The 18233-nt window shown below is 63.6% G+C and carries 13 protein-coding genes and 1 riboswitch; of the genes, 7 read left to right on the top strand and 6 right to left on the bottom strand.

Annotated features, from left to right (window positions below; all coding sequences use genetic code 11):
• Window positions 1–175: 175 nt before the first annotated feature.
• Together ABE493_RS07310 and ABE493_RS07305 are read left to right on the top strand one after the other, a co-directional pair.
• Window positions 176–2416, top strand: a complete 2241-nt coding sequence (locus ABE493_RS07310) for a FepA family TonB-dependent siderophore receptor (RefSeq protein ID WP_346498279.1) — start codon at window positions 176–178, stop codon at window positions 2414–2416.
• The gene (locus tag ABE493_RS07305) at window positions 2416–3342 is read left to right on the top strand and encodes an alpha/beta hydrolase (protein WP_346498278.1); all 927 of its coding nucleotides are present in this window, start codon (window positions 2416–2418) and stop codon (window positions 3340–3342) included. Before ABE493_RS07310 ends, ABE493_RS07305 begins: the two co-directional genes overlap by 1 nt.
• Before the next feature lie 58 nt (window positions 3343–3400).
• Here the strand turns inward: ABE493_RS07305 and ABE493_RS07300 are convergent, their stop codons facing one another.
• Entirely contained in the window at window positions 3401–4111 is a 711-nt protein-coding gene (locus ABE493_RS07300; RefSeq protein WP_346498277.1) for an AraC family transcriptional regulator, read from the bottom strand.
• 674 nt (window positions 4112–4785) lie between these two features.
• Between ABE493_RS07300 and ABE493_RS07295 the strand changes: the two genes are divergently transcribed.
• Entirely contained in the window at window positions 4786–7779 is a 2994-nt protein-coding gene (locus ABE493_RS07295; protein WP_346498276.1) for a TonB-dependent receptor domain-containing protein, read from the top strand.
• Window positions 7780–7881: 102 nt separating this feature from the next.
• On the opposite strand, the gene btuB is transcribed toward ABE493_RS07295, so the two are convergent.
• Window positions 7882–9753 (bottom strand): TonB-dependent vitamin B12 receptor, encoded by a 1872-nt coding sequence (gene btuB / locus ABE493_RS07290; RefSeq protein WP_346498275.1) that lies wholly within the window; start codon window positions 9751–9753, stop codon window positions 7882–7884.
• 115 nt (window positions 9754–9868) lie between these two features.
• Window positions 9869–10104, bottom strand: a riboswitch (cobalamin riboswitch).
• A 271-nt stretch (window positions 10105–10375) separates the two neighbouring features.
• On the opposite strand from btuB, the gene cobT reads away from it, so the two are divergent.
• From cobT to cobS, 3 genes are read left to right on the top strand one after another with little or no spacing between them, the layout of a single operon-like run.
• On the top strand, window positions 10376–11446 hold the full coding sequence (gene cobT, locus ABE493_RS07285) for a nicotinate-nucleotide--dimethylbenzimidazole phosphoribosyltransferase (protein ID WP_346498274.1): 1071 nt from the start codon (window positions 10376–10378) through the stop codon (window positions 11444–11446).
• Window positions 11443–12030: a histidine phosphatase family protein gene (locus ABE493_RS07280; RefSeq protein WP_346498273.1), complete on the top strand. Its 588-nt coding sequence runs from the start codon at window positions 11443–11445 to the stop codon at window positions 12028–12030. The genes cobT and ABE493_RS07280 overlap by 4 nt, the downstream gene beginning before the upstream one ends.
• On the top strand, window positions 12027–12767 hold the full coding sequence (cobS, locus tag ABE493_RS07275) for an adenosylcobinamide-GDP ribazoletransferase (RefSeq protein ID WP_346498272.1): 741 nt from the start codon (window positions 12027–12029) through the stop codon (window positions 12765–12767). Before ABE493_RS07280 ends, cobS begins: the two co-directional genes overlap by 4 nt.
• Window positions 12768–13166: 399 nt before the next feature.
• Here the strand turns inward: cobS and ABE493_RS07270 are convergent, their stop codons facing one another.
• The 4 genes from ABE493_RS07270 to queD all read right to left on the bottom strand — a co-directional run bounded on the left by ABE493_RS07270 (window position 13167) and on the right by queD (window position 15327).
• On the bottom strand, window positions 13167–13526 hold the full coding sequence (locus tag ABE493_RS07270; RefSeq protein WP_346498271.1) for a TfoX/Sxy family protein: 360 nt from the start codon (window positions 13524–13526) through the stop codon (window positions 13167–13169).
• A complete protein-coding gene (locus tag ABE493_RS07265) occupies window positions 13523–14005 on the bottom strand; it encodes a GAF domain-containing protein (RefSeq protein WP_346498270.1) in 483 nt (160 codons plus the stop codon). Before ABE493_RS07265 ends, ABE493_RS07270 begins: the two co-directional genes overlap by 4 nt.
• Before the next feature lie 172 nt (window positions 14006–14177).
• Complete coding sequence (locus ABE493_RS07260; RefSeq protein WP_346498269.1) at window positions 14178–14540, bottom strand: phasin family protein; 363 nt, start codon at window positions 14538–14540, stop codon at window positions 14178–14180.
• A 421-nt stretch (window positions 14541–14961) separates the two neighbouring features.
• Entirely contained in the window at window positions 14962–15327 is a 366-nt protein-coding gene (gene queD / locus ABE493_RS07255) for a 6-carboxytetrahydropterin synthase QueD (protein ID WP_057627955.1), read from the bottom strand.
• A 183-nt stretch (window positions 15328–15510) separates the two neighbouring features.
• Here queD and ABE493_RS07250 point away from each other — a divergent pair, with 183 nt between their 5' ends.
• On the top strand, window positions 15511–18141 hold the full coding sequence (locus ABE493_RS07250; RefSeq protein WP_346498268.1) for a TonB-dependent receptor plug domain-containing protein: 2631 nt from the start codon (window positions 15511–15513) through the stop codon (window positions 18139–18141).
• Window positions 18142–18233 lie beyond the last annotated feature (92 nt).

The raw sequence follows: 18233 nt of genomic DNA, 5'->3' as shown, positions 1-18233 counted from the left end.
AAATCAGGGGCCACAGCCTCATTTCCGACAGTTATCAATAATCATTCTCATTTGATGTAGAATGCAGCCATCAGCAGCGTGCCTGGCGTTTGATTCCGGCAGCTGCATTCGATATCCGTCGTTCCTCAAGCTGTTCGCCAGGGGGGCGCATCCCCACTGTCGAGAGGCTTCCCCCATGTCCCGTCGTTCTTCGTCGCGGTTGTCCGCGCGTGCTCCTTTGTCCCGTCGTCCGCTGGCCGCTGCGCTTGCCCTGTCGGCATTGATTGCCGGGCCGGCAATGGCTGACGCTGCAGCCGATGCCACCGACATCGACACCGTGCACGTCACCGCCGAGCAGATCGCCAAGCAGGCCTTGGGCAGCTCGGTGATCACCGCGGTGGACCTGGAGCGCCTGCCGCCGGCCAATGACTTGTCTGAAGTCATCCGCCGCATGCCCGGCATCAATCTGACCGGCAATACCGCGTCCGGTTCCTACGGCAACTTCCGCCAGATCGACATCCGCGGCATGGGTCCGGAGAACACCTTGATCCTGATCGACGGCCGCCCGGTCAGCTCGCGTGACTCGGTGCGCATGGGCCGCAGCGGTGAACGCAACAGCCGCGGCGACAGCAACTGGGTGCCGGCCGAAGCGGTGGAACGCATCGAAGTGCTGCGCGGCCCGGCAGCAGCACGTTACGGCTCCGGCGCTTCCGGCGGTGTGGTCAACATCATCACCAAGAAGCCGACCGGTGATCTCACCGGCTCGCTGACCTTGTATGGCAGCCAGGCCGAGCACAGCGAGGAAGGCGACAGCGAACGCGTGGGCTTCCAGTTGTCCGGCCCGTTGAGCGAGCAGCTCTCGTTCCGTCTGTTCGGCAACGTCAACAAGACCGAGCCGGATTCGCTGTATCTCAACAAGGATTTCGCTACCGGTGTAACTCCACCGGCGGGCCGCGAAGGCGTGCGCAACCGTGATGTCAGCGGCCTGCTGCGTTACGACATCAATGACAACCATGTGCTGGAACTGGATGCCAGCGTCAGCCGCCAGGGCAATATCTATTCGGGCGAACGCGGCGTCAGCGGGGATGGTTTCGAGCGTTTGAATGCACTGTACGGTGCCGAGACCAACGTCATGCTGCGCCGCTCGTTCGGCCTCACCCATCGTGGCAGCTATGACTGGGGCAGCTCGCGTATCACCGCGGCCTACGACGACACCGACAATACCCGCCTCAACGAAGGTCTGGCCGGCGGCCCGGAAGGATCAATCACTGAAGGTGCGAGCTTCTCCACCTCCGAGCTCACTTCCGCGCGCGTGGATGGCGAGATCAACGTGCCCTTGAACTGGGGAGGTATCGAGCAGGTCGCTACGCTGGGCTTCGAATACCGCGACATGAAGTTGGATGACCCTTACTCGGTCACCCAGAGTTCGAGCAGCGGTGGCGGTATCCCCGGCTATGAAGGTGTGCGCACCGGCAAGAGTGACCAGCAGTTCGCGGCGGTTTTCGTCGAGGACAATCTGTACATCGGTGAACGCTGGACGCTGACGCCGGGCCTGCGTTTCGACCACCATTCGCAGTTCGGCAACAACCTCAGCCCTAGCCTCAACGTGCAGTTCAAGCTGGCGCAGGACTGGGCTATCAAGGGCGGCATCGCGCGTGCGTTCAAGGCGCCAAATCTCTATCAGGCCAACCCGGATTACCTCTACTACACACGCGGCAATGGCTGCCCGGTGTTGAACCCGAACCTGGGCTCGGGCTGCTACGTGATGGGCAACGCGGACCTGGATCCGGAAACCAGCATCAACAAGGAAATCGGCATTGAATGGGCGCCGGACAACGGCTGGCATGCCTCGGTGACGTATTTCCACAACGACTACAAGGACAAGATCGTTGCCGGCCAGAACCGTATCGGCATCACCAATGACACCAAGGGCCAGGTGTTCCAGTGGACCAATGCACCGGAAGCCATCATCCGTGGTGTCGAAGGCAACGTGAAGGTGCCGCTGCTCGGTGGCGGTGATGTGCTGTCGTGGAATACCAATGTGACCTGGATGATCGAGAACGTCGACAAGACCACCGACCAGCCGCTGTCCATCATTCCCGAGTACACCGTCAACACCTTCCTGGATTGGCAGGTCAATGCGCAGTTGTCGTTCATGCTGACCGGCACCTTCTACGGCAAGCAGGAATCGGCTACGCAATCCAACACCACCGGTGCGCTGCTGCCGCGCGATACCCGTGCGGCCTATGACCTGTGGAGCCTGGGCGGCCAGTACCGCATCACGCCCAAGGTGCGGCTGGGTGGCGGCATCAACAACCTGTTCGACAAGCGCCTGTTCCGCGAAGGCACCACCAGCACCAGTGCCACCGGCGCAGGTGCCGATACCTACAACGAACCCGGCCGCAGCTACTGGGTGAACCTGAGCGTCGGCTTCTGATGCGTACCTTCAGGCTTGCAGCGGCGGCCGTCGTGTTGACGGTCGCCGCCATGGGGATGCCGTTGGCATCGGCGCAACCTGACCCGACCGCGCGGGTCGGCGTCACGGTGGCCGATGCCACGCTGCAGGGCTATCGCTTCGAGCAGCTGCGGATCAGTTCCGCCGATGGCCAGCGTCATTACCGGGTGCATTTGGCGCTACCGCGTGCGTCAGCTCCCGCGCAGGGATTCCCGGTTGCCTATCTGCTGGACGGCAATGCGGCACTGATGGAGCTGGATGCGGCGTTGTTGCAGCGGCTGGCGGCGCAGCCGCGGCCACCGGTGCTGGCGCTGATTGCCCACGACAATGATCTGCGCATCGATGGAACGGCGCGCAGCTTCGACTACACCCCGCGGCGAACGCCGGGTAAGGCCGAGGAGTTCGACGTAATGAACGTGCAGCGGCGCAGTGGCGGTGCCGACGCCTTCCTCGATCTGATCGAAAGCCGGATCAAGCCTGCCGTGGCCGCAAAGGCGAACCTCGACCCTGCGCGGCAGATGTTGTGGGGCCACTCCTATGGCGGGCTCTTCGTGTTGCACGCGTTGGCGCGGCGGCCCGCTGCGTTCAGTGACTATGTCGCAGTGGATCCTTCGCTGTGGTGGGCAGACGGTTTCATCGTCGATGAGCTCGAACATCACGCCGTTCCGTTGGCGGCGCCGGCCAAGCTGTTGCTGATCCAGGGCAGGCCTGCCGCTGGCAAGCCGGCGCAGCGCAGTACCGACCATGCGGCACGTGCTGCAGGCAACGCGCAGGCAGCTGCACGCTTGGATGCCGCGTTGCGTGAGATGCATGGCTTGGATGTTGAAAAGCAGGGTTTGCCGGGACTCAGTCACGGCCAGACACTGGGGGCGGCAATCGCGCCGGCACTGCTGTCGCTGTCGCGTTGAGTGCGGTGCAATACGCTGTTGATGACGCTGGCTGCTGCATGCAGCCAGCGTGTCCCGGCTAGCGCGGCGTCTGCGCCAGTGCGCGGTAGTCGCGAGGGGTCATACCCACGGTGTTCTTGAACTGACGCGAGAAGGCGCTCTGATCGGAAAACCCACAGGCCTGGCCGACGCCGGCAATGCTGGATCCGGTGAACAACATGCGCGTGGCTGCGTCGATCCGGAACTTGGTGAGCAGCTGCTGCGGGGTGAGCTGGAATACTTTCTTGAACAACCGTTCCAGCTGCGCCACCGACACTCCGCTCTTGCCGGCCAGCGTGCGCACCCGCAGCGGTTCGTGGAAGTGCGCCTGCATGTATTCAACTGCTTCGAGCAGCCGCTGGAACGAGGAATGCTCGCGGTCAGGCTGGCCCAGATCGCGGGAAATGCCGATCAGGCCGACGATGCGGTTGTCTTCCACCAAGGGTTGCTTCAGCGTCAGGCACCAGCCGGGGCTGCGGTTGGCATACAGCTGCAGCTCGAGCAGATCCTCGATGACCTCACCACCGAGCACACGCTGATCCTGCTGGATATAGCGTGCGGCCAGATGCGCCGGGTACAACTGCAACACGCTCTTGCCGACGATTTCCTCGCGGCTCTTCTTGGCAAGCCGCTGCATCAAGGTCTGGTTGACGTGGGTATACCGGCACTCGGTGTCCTTGATGAAAAAAACCACGTCGGGTAATGGATCAAACATGCGCACCAGCACCTGGGGCGACAGGGTGACAGCCATGGTGGTGCTCTCCGTTGCAGAGCGCACACCCTGCCATTTCGAAGGCGGCCTCTCAAGCAAAACGATTGTGCTCAAATCCGCATCGCCAAGGCGAACATACACCTAGCGTGGTACAGCCGGACCGGTAGATGATTGCTCCCGAAATGTACGGTCAATCATTTCTTTCGATTTGGTTTGACTATGCAAATCAATTGGTTGCATGTGAGATTTGTCCGGCCTGAGTCATGACTGGCACAGGGGGAACTGCGCGGGGGTGTAGTGCGGGTGCCGCGGCTGCATGCGGCATTCGGCGGATTTCAATGTAGCGGTTGAAGCAGGGCGCGGTCAGCCGGTGCAGCGGAATGCAGTCGCTCCGGCACTGCTGCCAGTCTTCAATGAGGCGTGCGTTGGACTGTGGTCCAGCAGCCGCCGGCGCCGGGCGCCGATGCGCCCCGCTGCAGGGATAGAGAAAGGTTCATCGCGCTGGCATTGGCCGGCGGCGCAAGTGTGCGCTGCGTGCTGCCCTGGGGAGGGCGCAACAGTGGCAGCCCCGCGTTCGGTGGCCTGCACGGCGTTGCATCCGGCTGTTGCGCGGTGACGTTGCGTTGCCGCTGACTGCAGCGGGCTCAGTGGTGTTCAACCGAAGTTTCCTTGGCGTCGTTTGTCATTGTTTTCGCACTTGTGAGGGGAAGGAAATGCCTATCAACAATCGTGTCAGCGGCCTGCCGCTGCGTCGCCGGGGGGCTTTGGCGGTTGCCGTTGCCCTTGCCCTGTTTTCCAGTGGTACGGGCATCGCCCTTGCCCAGGATGCCGAACCGCAACAGGACAAGGCCAAGGCTGCCTCCAGTCATGGCGAGAGCCCGACGGCCAAGGACCTGGACACCGTCATCGTGACCGGCTCGCGCATCCGTCGCGAGCCGGGTTTCGAGGGCCCTGCGCCGGTGACCGCCATCAGTGCGGAAAAGATCCAGGCCTCCGGTTACACCCAGATCGCCGATCTGGTGAACCAGCTGCCAAGTTTTGCCGCAACCCAGACCACGCAGACCGCCAACCAGACCGGCGATGTCGGTGTCAGTGCGTTGGATCTGCGCGGCATGGGCGTGCAACGCACGCTGACCCTGGTGGACGGCCGTCGCCAGGTTGCCTCCATTCCCGGCACCGCCGGTGTGGATGTCAGCGCGCTGCCTGCCAGCATGATCGAACGCGTGGACGTGGTGACCGGCGGTGCCTCCGCGTTATATGGCGCCGATGCCGTCAACGGCGTGGTCAACTTCATCCTCAAACGGGATTACGAGGGCCTGGAATCGAGCCTGCGCTATGGCGATTCCTCGCGCGGCGACATGCCCACCTATACCGGTGACGTGTTGTTCGGCAAAAACTTCGCCGACAACCGCGGCAACTTCACGCTGTATGGTTTCTGGGAGAAGAACTCCGGTACCGTGCGCGGCCAGGACCGTCCGTGGACCGCCAACGGCTACCCTTACTATTCGCGTGCCAGCAGCGCCGATCCGTATCAGATCCTGGACAACAGCCGTAACGTCTACAACTCGCCCAACGCGACGGTATCGCTGGGCGACTGCACCGCGGCCAATGCCGCCAGCTGTCTGTATACCTTCAATCCGGATGGCTCGCTGCGGCACTCGCAGCTCGGTCCGGGTGGGCTGACCAACCTCAATTCGAGTTTCAACGTGCTGCAGCAGGGCACCACCGATGGTGGTGAATTCGGCGGCCGCTATGACTCCTGGTACCTGGTGACGCCGTCGGACCGGCAGACGGTGCGTTCGACGCTTGATTTCGATGTAACCGATTCGCTGCGTCTGGTCGGTACGGTCAATTATTCGCAGAGCCAGTCCGAGGCTTCATGGCGTTCGCTCAGCACCTATGGCTCCGGTGGCAGCGAGGTGGTGCCGTACTACAGCCCCTTCATCACCCAGGAGATGATCGACGCCAACGGTGGTGACTTCACCGATGGCATTGCGTTCGGCCGTCACTTTGACGAAGAGCTGGGCCATATGCGCCAGCAGACCGACCGCAAGCTGCTGCAGGCCACGGTAGGTATCGAGGGCTATTTCGATTTCATCGGCCGCAGCTGGAATTACGAGGCCTACTATTCCTACGGCCGTAGCCGCCAGCGCACACGCGAACTCAATGCCGGTTCCTATGACCGCCTGTTGGCCGGCCTGGACTCCTATGTGGATGACGCCGGCAACCCGATCTGCTGGGATGGCCCGGCCGGTTGCGTGGCGATCAACCCGTTCAAGCGGTTGACCCCGGACATGGTCGATTGGCTGACCTACAACACCGATTGGTCCTCGACCACGTTGACGCAGAAGGTGGCCTCGGCCTATGTCTCTGGCGGCCTGTTCGACCTGCCCGGAGGTGAAGCCAAGATCGTGCTGGGTGCGGAGTACCGCAAAGAGCGCAACGAGATTGGCAGCATCGCCCAGTACGACCCGACCAATCCGGCCTACGACCCCAGCCTGGGCACCACCCAGGATCGCTTGAACGGCGAGTTCAGTGTCAAGGAGATCTTCAGCGAGCTTAGCCTGCCGCTGTTGTCCGATGTTGCCGGCGCCAAGCGTTTGTCGCTGGAGCTGGCAGGGCGTCTGTCCAACTACAGCACCGCCGGCCGCACCACCACCACCAAGCTCGGGCTGGAGTGGGCGCCGATCGATGACATCACCTTGCGCGGCACCTACGGCAAGGCCATCCGTGCACCGAACATCGGTGAGCTCTACACGGCGGGCAGTGTCTCGGCTGCGTGGATCTACGACCCCTGCAATGACTATGCGTTGGCCAACCGCACCAGTACCACCAGCTACACGGCGGGCAACTGCGCGACCATCAGCCCCAGCGATACCAGCGTCGGCAACTACTGGCAGTGGAAGGACATCGTCTATTCGGGCAACAAGAGCCTGAAGCCTGAAACGGCCAAGACCACGACGTTTGGCGTGGTGCTGCGGCCGCGTTTCATTTCCAACCTGACGGTGTCGGCCGACTATTACAAGATCGACCTGCGCGGGGTGATCTCTTCGCTGAACTACCAGACCATCCTCAACCGCTGTGTCGACCAGGCCAGTCTGGACAACGTCTTCTGCGATCTGGTCACGCGCGACGGAGCCGGCGATATCGTCCAGGTGGGCGTGCAGCAGTTGAACCTGTCGCAAAGCATCGCCCGCGGCGTGGATATCAACGCCAACTGGTACTACGACCTCGGCGAAACGGCTGAGTCCGACGCCGGCCGCGTCATCCTGGACCTGACCTATGGCCGGACACTGGAGCGCAAGTTCGTCGCCGACCCGGCCAACCCGGATGATGCCTGGGATTACCTCACCTTGTGGGGTACGCCGAAGTGGAAGGGTACCGTGCGTACCGGCTGGTCCAACCCGACGATGAGCTTCTACTGGACGCTGCGTCATGTCTCCAAGATGCGTGGCAGCAATACTTCGACTGCAACCTATGAGCGGCAGTGGGCGGGCAATACGTTCTACAGCGATTTCTACGCCAGCTACCAGCTCACGCCGAAGGTCAGCGTATTCGGTGGCATGAACAACGCATTTGATCGTGCGCCGCCGCGCGTGCCGGGTGCTGAAGCCGGTGGTGCGGGCTTCAACCAGAGCGGTTACCAGGCAGCGGTATATGACGTGCTGGGCCGTACCTTCAATCTGGGTGTACGCGTGAAGCTGTAACGCGCAATAGTCCTCGCAAACGCACAGGGCCGACGGGATGACCGTCGGCCCTGCTTGTTTTCACGCTGTCCAAAGCCCCAGTTGGGCTGCGGCTTGCTTGGCTCAGTTGGCCTTGCTGTTGTAACGCAGGGTCAGCTGGTACTCGCGGCCCGGCTGGTTGTACCAGGCAACGGTTTCGTACTCGCGGTCGAACACATTGGCGGCCTTGGCCTGCAGGCTCCATGCATCGTTGATGGCGTATTCAACGCGCACGTCCATGGTGCCGTAGCCGGCCAGGCGAACGGTGTTGGCGGCGTTGTCGAAGCGGTGGCCGCTGCCTGCAGCGGTGACGCCAAGACGCAGCGGGCCGAAGCTCTTGTCCACGTCGATGCGGCCGCTGGTGCGCGCGCGGCGTGCCAGCAGGTTGTCGTAGCTGGCGGCACCGGAGGTGTGGTCGCGCGGGTCGGTGAAGCTGGCCTGGGCGTTGATGTCGAAACCAGCCAGCGAAACAAAGCCGGTCAGCTCGGCGCCACGGATGCGCGCTTCGGCAACGTTGACCAGGTCGAAGTTGCTGTCGTAGCCGATCAGCTGGTCAACGCGGGTTTCGTAGGCGTTGAAGGTCCAGTTCCAGTTGTCGGCGTACTGCGCGATGCCCAGGTTCAGGCTCTTGGATTCTTCCGGCTTCAGGTTCGGGTTGCTGAAGCCCGGGTAGTACAGATCATTGAAGGTCGGCGCCTTGAAGCCGGTGCCGGCGCTGGCGGTCAGACGCAGGCCATTGCCGAAGGCAAAGCCATAACCCAGGCTACCGGTGGTGTGGTTGCCGAACTGCTCGTTGTCGTCATTGCGCACGCTGGCCTGCAGCGTATGCGCGCCGAACTGGCCCTGGTACTCGGCAAACACGCCCAGGTTGTCGCGCTGGTCGATATCAAATGCGGTTGAGCTGGTGACTTCGTCATTCTGCCAATCGGCACCGGCAGTGATCTGCTGGCCTTCGGCAAAGCTGAAGTCGCCCTGCACGCTGGCGGTGTCGCGGCGGGTGTCGAAGGCGCTGGCGAAGCTGCGGGTGCCGGCATCGGCATCGGCGAAGTAGTTGTCCGCTTCGTCGCGGTTGCGGCCAACCTGGGCAGTCAGGCGGAAGGCATCCGAGGCGGTCCAGGCGAGCTTGGCGCCGATTACCTGTTGGCGGTTGTCGGCTTCGTTGCCGCCGAAGATGCTGCCGTCGTATTCGTTGAAGCTGTCGGCGTTGAGCACATGGCCTTCCAGGCTCAGCGTGTCGGTCAGGGCGTAGCCGCCGCGCACGTTGATCGAGGTATTGCGGTAGCCATCGCGGTCCGGCTCATCGGCGAAGCAGCCAGCGCCCCAGCCAGCGGCAGTGCCACGGCAGGCGTTGATGCCGTCGGTCTCCTGGTAGCCACCCTGTGCCGAGATCCAGCCACGCTCGCCACGGTTGCTGAAGCCGGCGCTGACCTGGCGCAGGTTGTTGCTGCCGGCGGTGATGGCCAGGTTCTGCTGCAGGCCCTTGCCGGCGTTGCGGGTGAAGATCTGGATCACGCCACCAATGGCCTCGGAGCCGTACAGGCTCGAACGCGGGCCGCGCACGATTTCCACCCGCTCAATCTGGTCAACCGGCAGATCCTGCAGTGCGGCCATGCCATTGGTGGCAGAGGCCACGCGCACGCCGTCCACCAGCACCAGCACCTGGTTGGAGTTGCTGCCACGCAGGAACAGCGAGGTGATCTTGCCGGTACCGCCCTGGTTGGCGAAATCCAGGCCAGCGCGGCCGCGCAGCAGGTCCTGCAGCGAGTTGGCCTGGCTGTGGTCGATCTGTGCACGGTCGATGACCTGCACCGGCACCACGCTGTTCTCGATGGAGATGGGGGTACGGGTGGCGGTAACGGTGACGTCGTCCAGCTCGGTCGGTGCGTTCTGCGCAGCGGCGACGCCCGGCAATGCCAGGGCAAGGGCGAGGGACAGGGTGTGGTAAGACAGTTTCATGGAAGCTCCTGGGCCTGCACGCTCCCGCGCAGGCGGATGGGGAAGGCTGCCAGAGGAGGGAGAAGACGGAGGCGGCGCACACGGCGCTACAGCCGCCGCCATGCCCTCCGCATCGCAACCAGTCGGCTTTCGGGCCGGTCTCCGGACTCGCAGGCGAAGCAGCCTTGCTGCTTCCGTCCAGACGCCTTCCCGTGCCGTGCACAGTGGCGCCATGTCTGGACTTGTCCTGCTTACCGTTGCGGGGGCAGCGCCGGAATGGCGACGTGCTGGAGATCCAGCAGTGCGCGGCACCGGCTTCCCGTTTCAACCGGCCGGCAATGCCGGACGGTCACCCGAAAGTGCGCGCATTCTATGCCATTGCCGCCAGCGCTGCCGGAATGGGGCGTTCATGCCGTTGTGGCACCAAGCCTCCATGAGCCAACGTAGCCCGGGTACGCGCAGCGCACCCGGGAGTGCAGGTTGCGGCGGTTTGCAACAACGTTGCACACCGATCCCCCGGGTGCGCCGCGCTTACCGGGGCTGCGTTCCATGCGTGCCTGTAGCGCCAGCCGCCAACACCAATCGGCGGTAATGCACGGCGAATGGCTAGAATGCGTGCTGCAAACGCAGTATCGGAAGTGTCGTGACAGAAACATGGTACGGGCAGGCCTGCGGGCAGCCTTCGCAGGAATACCGGCAGCGCGCCCTGGCCCGCCAGCGCCAGCTGACCAAACCCGAAGGTGCGCTGGGCCGGCTGGAAGCCTTGGCGGTTGAACTGGCCGCGCTGCAGGGCGTGGATCAGCCGGTGGCGCAGCAGGTACCGGTGGTGGTGTTCGCTGGCGATCACGGCGTCACCGCGCAGGGCGTATCGGCCTATCCGGCGGAAGTGACGGTGCAGATGCTGCACAACTTTGCCGGCGGTGGTGCTGCCATCGCCGTGCTGGCGCGTGAGCTGGGCCTGCCATTGCACGTATGGGATGTGGGCAGCCGCGCCACCTCGGCCATTGCCGGTGTGGTCAGTGCCAAGACGCGTCATGGCACGGATGATTTCAGTACCGGCCCGGCGATGTCCGCCGCCGATCTGGACGCTGCATTGGACGCTGGCCGCCGGGCAGTGGAAACCGCCTGTGCCGATGGTGCCGACCTGCTGGTGTTCGGCGAGATGGGCATCGGCAATACCACCGCTGCCAGCGCCTTGGCTGCCGCACTTGGGCCGTTGCCGCTGGACGAGCTGGTAGGCGCCGGTACCGGCCTGGATGCGGTGCGCATGGTGCAGAAGAAGAACCTGATCGCCCGCGCGCTGAGCTTGCATGGGGAGGCGATCACTGCCGCGCAATCGCCGGGGCTGGAGGCATTGCAGCGTGTGGGTGGACTGGAGATCGCTGCGATCAGCGCGGCGATGATTGCCGCCGCGCAACGCCGGATTCCGGTGCTGGTGGATGGTTTCATCGTGTCTGCCGCTGCATTGGCGGCGGTGCGCATCAACCCGGGCCTGCGGCCGTGGCTGCTGTTCTCGCATCAATCGGCCGAGCGCGGTCATATCCGCCTGCTTGAGGCGCTGCAGGCACAGCCGCTGCTGTCGTTGGACCTGCGGCTTGGTGAAGGCTCGGGCGCTGCCCTGGCATTGCCGCTGGTGCGCATGGCCTGCGCCCTGCAAAACAGCATGGCGACGTTTGCCGAAGCGGCCGTGGCCGATCGCGGTGGCAGCGCATGATTCTTGATCTGCTGCGGCATGCCTCCACCGGGCGCGCCGGACATCTGGACGGGCGTACCGATCCACCTCTGATCGACGGCGCGATGGATGCGTTGTACCGCTGCCATGCCGGTATCGGCTGGAGCCGGGTGATCAGCTCACCGCGCCGGCGCGCGCTGGATACCGCGCATGCGCTGGTGGCCGGCAGCAATCAGTTCTGCGAGATCCACCCGGATTGGGCCGAGCTCGATTTCGGCGATTGGGACGGCCTGCATTTCGATGAACTTCCTACCGAGCAGTTGGCCGGTTTCTACAGCGAACCGCATGATGTGGTGCCGCCCAATGGCGAATCCTGGCAGCAGTTCCAGGCGCGTGTGGAAGAACAACTGCACCGCCTGGTGGACGAAGATGACGGCGATGGCCAGCCGGTATTGGTGGTCAGCCACGCCGGCGTGTTGCGGCTGGTGGTGTCGCGCGTTTGTGGCATGGCGTTGTCGTCGTTGTGGGCGATGCGCATTGATTACGGTACCCGCGTGCGCCTGCGCGTGGAGCGTGGCGAAGACGGCCTGCTGTGGGGCGAACTGCTGGAGTTGCGACAGCCATGAGCGTGCGCCGCCTGATCCTTGCAATCCAGTTCCTGACCCGGCTGCCGACACCGCAGGTGCGCGATTTCCGCCAGGAAGATCTGAGCAGGTCGGCGGTGTATTACCCCTTGGTGGGCGCCATCATCGGCGTGTTGCTGGCGCTGCCGCTGTATGGGTTGGCTGACCGGCCGTGGTTGGCCGGTGCCTTGACCCTGTTGATGTGGGTTTGGGTGACCGGCGCCTTGCATCTGGATGGGCTGGGCGATGTGGCCGATGCCTTCGGTGCGGCGCATCGCAACCCGCAGCGCTTCCTTGAGGTGCTCAAGGACCCGCATATGGGCGTGTTCGGCGTGGTCACGCTGATCATGCAGCTGCTGCTCAAGTTCGTACTGCTGACCGAGCTGGCGGTAAGCCCTTTGTGGTTCGGGATCGTGCTGGTGCCGGCCTGGGCGCGCTGGGGCACCTTGTGGTGGAGCCAACGGATACCGTCGCTGCATGGCGATGGTCTGGGCGAGCGCTTTTCCTGGCAGCTGCAGCCTGCGGCGATGTGGTTGTGGGCGCTGTTGTTGGCGGCCATCAGCGTGTTTTTCGCCTGGTCTTTGCTGCTGGCGCTGTTGCTGGTGCCGCTGGTGGCGCTGTGGTGGAAGCGCAAGCTCGGAGGCATCTCCGGCGATGGCCTGGGCGCCAGCGTCGAGGTCGCTGAAACGCTGTTGTTGCTGGCCCTGGTGATAGCAGCCGATGTTGTAGGAGCGGCATAAGCCGCGAAGCCACAGTTGCTGCCGGCATCACTTATGGCGAACTACCCGCAGCAACTACCGTGCGCTCTGAGGGATGGCCAGCTTCGCGGCTGACGCCGCTCCTACAAAAGAACAGCCGGTAGTTGTGGGAGCGGCATAAGCCGCGAAACCAAAGTTTCTGCCGGCGTCACCTATGGCGAACAACCCGCAGCAACTACTGTGCGCTCTGAGGGATGATCAGCTTCGCTGCTGACGCCGCTCCCACAAAAGAACACCCGATAGTTGTGGGAGCGGTGTAAGCCGCGAAGCCACAGTTGCTGCCGGCGTCACCTATGGCCAACTACCCGCAGCAACTACTGTGCGCTCTGATGGATGGCCAGCTTCGCGGCTGACGCCGCTCCCACAAACGCTTGTGGGGCTTCACTCTTCGAAGCGGATCTCGCCGGTTTCTTCTTCGTCGGCTTCGGGCTGCATATGTGTTTCTAGCACCGGCCCGGCCAGTTGCCCCGCGCGTGCGGTCGGCAATCCGGCAACGGCGATCTCGTATTCGGCGACCAACTGCTGGCGGCGTGCTTCAGGTATTTCCTGCCAATGGCAGCCAAGCAGTGCGCCTTCCAGCGAATACAGCAGGTTGAGGCTGGGCTTGAAGCCGGCGCGGCGAACCTTCATGAACGCCGCAACCGGGCCGATCGCACTCAGATCCTGCTCGCTGCGCAGACCGACCTGACGCAGCCAGGCTGCACTCTTGGGGCCGATATTGCGCAGCTTGGGCGCGCTCATTGCAGCGCCTCGACAAACACCTGGGCGATGGCTTCCAGGCCGAGCTGATCATCGGCGTCGAAGCGCGCGATCACCGGGCTGTCGATATCCAGCACGCCGATCAGTTGGCCGTTGTGCACCAGTGGTACCACCAGTTCAGAACGCGAGGCCGAGTCGCAGGCGATGTGCCCCGGGAAGGCATCCACATCCTCGATGCGCAGGGTCTGGCGGCTGCTGGCGGCAGCACCGCACACGCCCTTGGACAGGGGAATGCGCACGCAGGCCGGCAAGCCCTGGAATGGGCCGACCACCAGTTCCTTGCCGTCGTAGAAATAGAACCCAGCCCAGTTGAGCTGCGGCAGTGCGTGGTAGATCAATGCCGACAGATTGGCGGCATTGGCGATGCGGTCGGCTTCGCCGTAAACCAGTGCGCGGGCCTGGGCCAGCAGCTGGGCGTACTGTTCCGGCTTGCTGCCGGTAAGCGTGTCGGTACTGAACATCGTGAGAGTCTAGCCGCTGCGTGACCCGCGATTTTGCCAGCCGCTGCCGGCAAACGCAGCCATCGCCGATGGAATGCTGGATCGCAGGCAAAAAAAGACCCGGCAGCGGGAGGGAGCTACCGGGTCCGGGATTGCGCGGGGGAGGGGCCGCGCAAATGCTGTTGTAGGGGTATCAGCGGGTTTTGCCGGCCGCCTTGGCAGGCTTCGCGGCGAACGGCTGGCGCACCAGTGCGCCCAGTGCTTCGCTGGTTTTCAGGCTGAGCCCGAGCACTTCCTGGTTGGCGCTGGCCAGCCGTTCCATGCTGTCGCGCGCCAACTGCAGGCCCTTGGGCAGCAGCGCCTGCAGATCCGCCTGCGCGCCGGCTTGGGAAAGTTCGCCGAAAAAGCCGGCTGCCGCGCTGCTGTTGCGCTCGAACGCACGCAGCTGCACGCCAAACACGCTTTCAGCGTTTTCCAGCGCGAGCCGGTTGGCGCGGTTGGCGGCAGCGGCAAACTGCTGGGTGTAGCTGCTGAAATCGTTGGGCTGTGCGGACATCGGTGCAATCCAGCTGGGCGTGTTGCGTTGCAGCATAGCGCGGATTTTGCGCGGCGCAACATTAACCCGTGAATGATTCAGTATCGACCTCCTGTAGAGCCGAGCCATGCTCGGCTAGGGCCTTACCGGTAAAGCAGATTCTGTAGAGCCGAGCCATGCTCGGCTGGAGCTTTACCGGGAAAGCAGATTCTGTAGAGCCGAGCCATGCTCGGCTGGGGCCTTACCGGTAAAGCCTCTGCCGAGCATGGCTCGGCACTACCGTTTTTGCTCCCTCCCTTTGCCGCAGGCAAGGGGAGGGCTGGGGAGGGGTTGGCTTTTGGGCCTTTCAAGCATTACCAGCTTCGCGGCTTACGCCGCTCCTACAAAACCGCAGTGCGTCGGTAAGGCCTTTGCCGAGCATGGCTCGGCACTACTGCCTGCGTCAGGCAGCTTTGTCGCCCTTGTAGCTGCAGCCGGAAGTGCAGGTCTCGTGCACCACCACTTCGCTGAGCAGCGGCAGCGCGGGCTTCAGCTTTTCCCAGATCCACATTGCCAGGCGTTCGCTGGTGGGGTTTTCCAGGCCGGGGATGTCGTTGAGGTAGTTGTGGTCAAGCTGGTCGTACAAGGGCTGGAAGGCCGCCTTGAGTTCGCTGAAATCCATGATCCAGCCGGTCTCTGGGCCGGGCTCGCCGCTGACCCGCAGCTCGACGCGGAACGAGTGACCGTGCAGGCGCGAGCATTTGTGGCCTACCGGGACGTTGGGCAGCCGGTGTGCGGCCTCCAGGGTGAAAACCTTGAAAATATCCATGGGCACAATTGTAGGGCGGCGCCGCCGTTGCGCGTATCCACCCGTGATGCCAGTCATATTTTCATATCCATCAAGATGGAGCGATGTAACGGTTGGTTATGTGCGAATGCAACAAAGTGATTGGCCGGACATTTGCGTGTCATGAGGTACTGACCGGGTTGTCATTCACCTCCTCCGGATTCCATGCCTACTCGTTCCCTGCTCGCCTTCGCGGTGGCCGCCGCTGTCGCTGCTCCCTCCCTCGCCCTGGCTGAAACGGCTGCCGATGGCAGCAAGACCCTCGATGCGGTGCGTGTCACCGGTTCCAACATCAAGCGTACCGATACCGAAACCGCCAACCCGGTGCAGGTGATTGAACGCCAGCAGCTGGAGCAGACCGGCAAGGCCAGTGTGGCTGACCTGCTGCGTTCGATCTCCGCCAATACCGGCAATGCCAGCAACGAAACCAGTAACAGTGGCTGGGCTTCCGGTTCGGCCGGCATCGGCCTGCGCGGCTTGTCGCAGAAGAACACGCTGGTGCTGCTCAACGGCCGCCGCCTGGCCAACTACGGTTTCCCGGCTGGCGGCCTGTTGGACACCTTCGTTGATCTCAACGCATTGCCGCTGGTCGCCGTTGAACGTATTGAAGTGCTCAAGGATGGCGCCTCGGCCGTATATGGCTCTGACGCGGTGGCGGGCGTGGTCAACATCATCACCCGGCAGAATTTCGAAGGTGCCGAAGTCGGCGTCAGCGGCGGTACCTCCGATGCCGGCGGGCTGGACCAGCAGAACCTCAAGTTCGTCGGCGGCATCGGTGATCTGCAGAACGATGGCTACAACATCCTGGTGTCGCTGGAAGGCTATAACCGCGACCGGCTGGACCAGGACCAGCGCGAGCTGACCCGTTCGGGCATCTACACCGACAAGGCGGGCGGGCGCTGGAACGGCTGGTCCGCCAAGGGCGCACGCTACCTGATCAGCGGCAAGTCGGTTCCGATGCTCGATGCCGCCGGCAATTGCCCGGAAGGCACGGTGCTCACCGCCAGCGCGCCGATCGATGGCCTGGCCGGCGACACGTGCGCTTTCAACCAGGCGCCGTACACCACGCTGATCCCTTCCACCAAGCGCTGGCAGGCCTACGTCAACGGCACGCTGCGCATCAATGACTCGGTGGAAGCCTTCGCCGATGTGATCTACAGCGATATCAAGGGTGTGTCCTGGTTCGGTTCCAGCCCGTTTTTCACCCTGGAAAGCGGGCGCTTCGCGCTCAACGCCGACACCGGCCTGGCCGAGCCGGTGCGCTCGACCCTGCCGGCCTCCAATCCGTACAACCCGTATGGCGTGGACGTACCGATCGAGTACACCTTCTTCAACCTGGGCGGCACCATCAAGACCAACCGTTCGCGCTCCTATCGCGGCGTGCTTGGCCTGCGCGGGCAGGGTGAGAAGTGGGACTGGGAACTGGGCGCGTTCCAGGCCGCCAGCAAGCAGAGGGAAACCGTCTCCGGTGGCTTTGCCAACCGCTGGTCGCTATATGACGCCTTGGCCACGGGCAGTTACAACCTGCTCAATCCGTCGGCCACCGATCCTTCGGTGCTGGCGGCCATCGGCCTGAGCACCTTGCGTCCGGCTGACTCGGTGCTCAAGGGCGTGGACGCCAAGGTCTCCGGCACGTTGGGCGAGACCTGGGCCGGCCAGATCGGGTTTGCCGCCGGTGCCGAGTGGCGGCAGGAGAAGCTCGACTCCGACAACCCATGGCAGATCGATGCCGGCCTGCAGGTGCGCCCGGCCATTGCCGAAGTGCACGGCCAGCGCCAGGTAAGCGCGGCCTATGCCGAAGTAAGCGTGCCGCTGCACAGCACGCTGGAGTTGCAGGCCGCCGCGCGCGCTGATCACTACAGTGATTTCGGCAATGCCTTCTCGCCCAAGCTGGGCCTGCGCTGGCAGCCGCTGGACTGGTTGCTGGTACGTGCTGCGGCCTCGCGCGGTTTCCGTGCGCCGTCGTTGTCGGAGAACTCGGCATCCACCAGCATCGCCTACGGTTCGGTGGTGGATCCGCATGACCCTGACGTGGCCGGTTCGCGACAGAATCCAACCTTCTTCACCGTCGGCAACACCGGGCTCGACCCGGAGCGCACCCGCAGTTTCAACGCAGGCTTCGTGCTGTCGCCGTGGCAGAACACCAACCTCAGCGTGGACTACTACCGCATCAAGCTGGACAACCTGATCGGCAGCGGCAATACCACCACGCTGGTGGAGGAGAACGATCCAGCCAATGTGTTGCGTGACTCGCGCGGCAAGCTGTTGGCGGTCTACAACCGCTACCAGAACCTGAGCGAGCTGGAGACGTCGGGCATCGATGTGGAGCTGCGCCAGCGTTGGCAGACGGCGGCTGCGGGTGATTTCGGTTTGTCCTCGGCGTTGACCTACGTGATCGACTACAAGCGCCCGCAGGTGATTGGGGGCCCGCTGGTGGATTACGCCGGCTCCAACCTCGGCCCCTCGCTGCCCGACACCAAGGCCACCACCACGCTGGACTGGGCGCTGGGTGATTGGCGCACCGCACTGACCTGGTATTACACCAGCAGCTACGACCAGCAAGGCAGCGCTGCCGCCAAGGCGGTGCAGAAGCAGGTGGCCAGCTACAGCCAGTTCGACCTCTACCTGGGTTACACCGGCATCGAGAAACTGACCGTCTACGCCAAGGTGCAGAACATCGGTGACCGCCAGCCGCCGTATGACGCCACCTTCCCGGGTGTGCGCGCGCCTTACGACTTCAGCCAATACGACCTGCGTGGCCGCTATTACACGCTGGGCTTTGATTACCGGTTTTGATTGAAAGCCCCTCTCCTGCGCGCGCGGGAGGGCAGCTTTGTAGAGCCGAGCCATGCTCGGCTGAGGCTTTACCGGGAATGCCTCTGCCGAGC

Source organism: Stenotrophomonas terrae (genome assembly GCF_039674165.1).
GTDB classification, from domain to species: domain Bacteria; phylum Pseudomonadota; class Gammaproteobacteria; order Xanthomonadales; family Xanthomonadaceae; genus Stenotrophomonas; species Stenotrophomonas terrae_A.
The sequence above is the reverse complement of the archived record's forward strand: the minus strand, read 5'-3'. Positions and strand labels throughout refer to the sequence as shown.

Coding starts and splice junctions, on each gene's coding strand:
- cobS (WP_346498272.1), top strand. CDS start 12,027: ATGAGCGTGCGCCGCCTGATCCTTGCAATCCAGTTCCTGACCCGGCTG.
- ABE493_RS07280 (WP_346498273.1), top strand. CDS start 11,443: ATGATTCTTGATCTGCTGCGGCATGCCTCCACCGGGCGCGCCGGACAT.
- ABE493_RS07295 (WP_346498276.1), top strand. CDS start 4,786: ATGCCTATCAACAATCGTGTCAGCGGCCTGCCGCTGCGTCGCCGGGGG.
- ABE493_RS07250 (WP_346498268.1), top strand. CDS start 15,511: ATGCCTACTCGTTCCCTGCTCGCCTTCGCGGTGGCCGCCGCTGTCGCT.
- ABE493_RS07305 (WP_346498278.1), top strand. CDS start 2,416: ATGCGTACCTTCAGGCTTGCAGCGGCGGCCGTCGTGTTGACGGTCGCC.
- ABE493_RS07270 (WP_346498271.1), bottom strand. CDS start 13,526: ATGAGCGCGCCCAAGCTGCGCAATATCGGCCCCAAGAGTGCAGCCTGG.
- ABE493_RS07300 (WP_346498277.1), bottom strand. CDS start 4,111: ATGGCTGTCACCCTGTCGCCCCAGGTGCTGGTGCGCATGTTTGATCCA.
- ABE493_RS07265 (WP_346498270.1), bottom strand. CDS start 14,005: ATGTTCAGTACCGACACGCTTACCGGCAGCAAGCCGGAACAGTACGCC.
- ABE493_RS07310 (WP_346498279.1), top strand. CDS start 176: ATGTCCCGTCGTTCTTCGTCGCGGTTGTCCGCGCGTGCTCCTTTGTCC.
- ABE493_RS07260 (WP_346498269.1), bottom strand. CDS start 14,540: ATGTCCGCACAGCCCAACGATTTCAGCAGCTACACCCAGCAGTTTGCC.
- queD (WP_057627955.1), bottom strand. CDS start 15,327: ATGGATATTTTCAAGGTTTTCACCCTGGAGGCCGCACACCGGCTGCCC.
- btuB (WP_346498275.1), bottom strand. CDS start 9,753: ATGAAACTGTCTTACCACACCCTGTCCCTCGCCCTTGCCCTGGCATTG.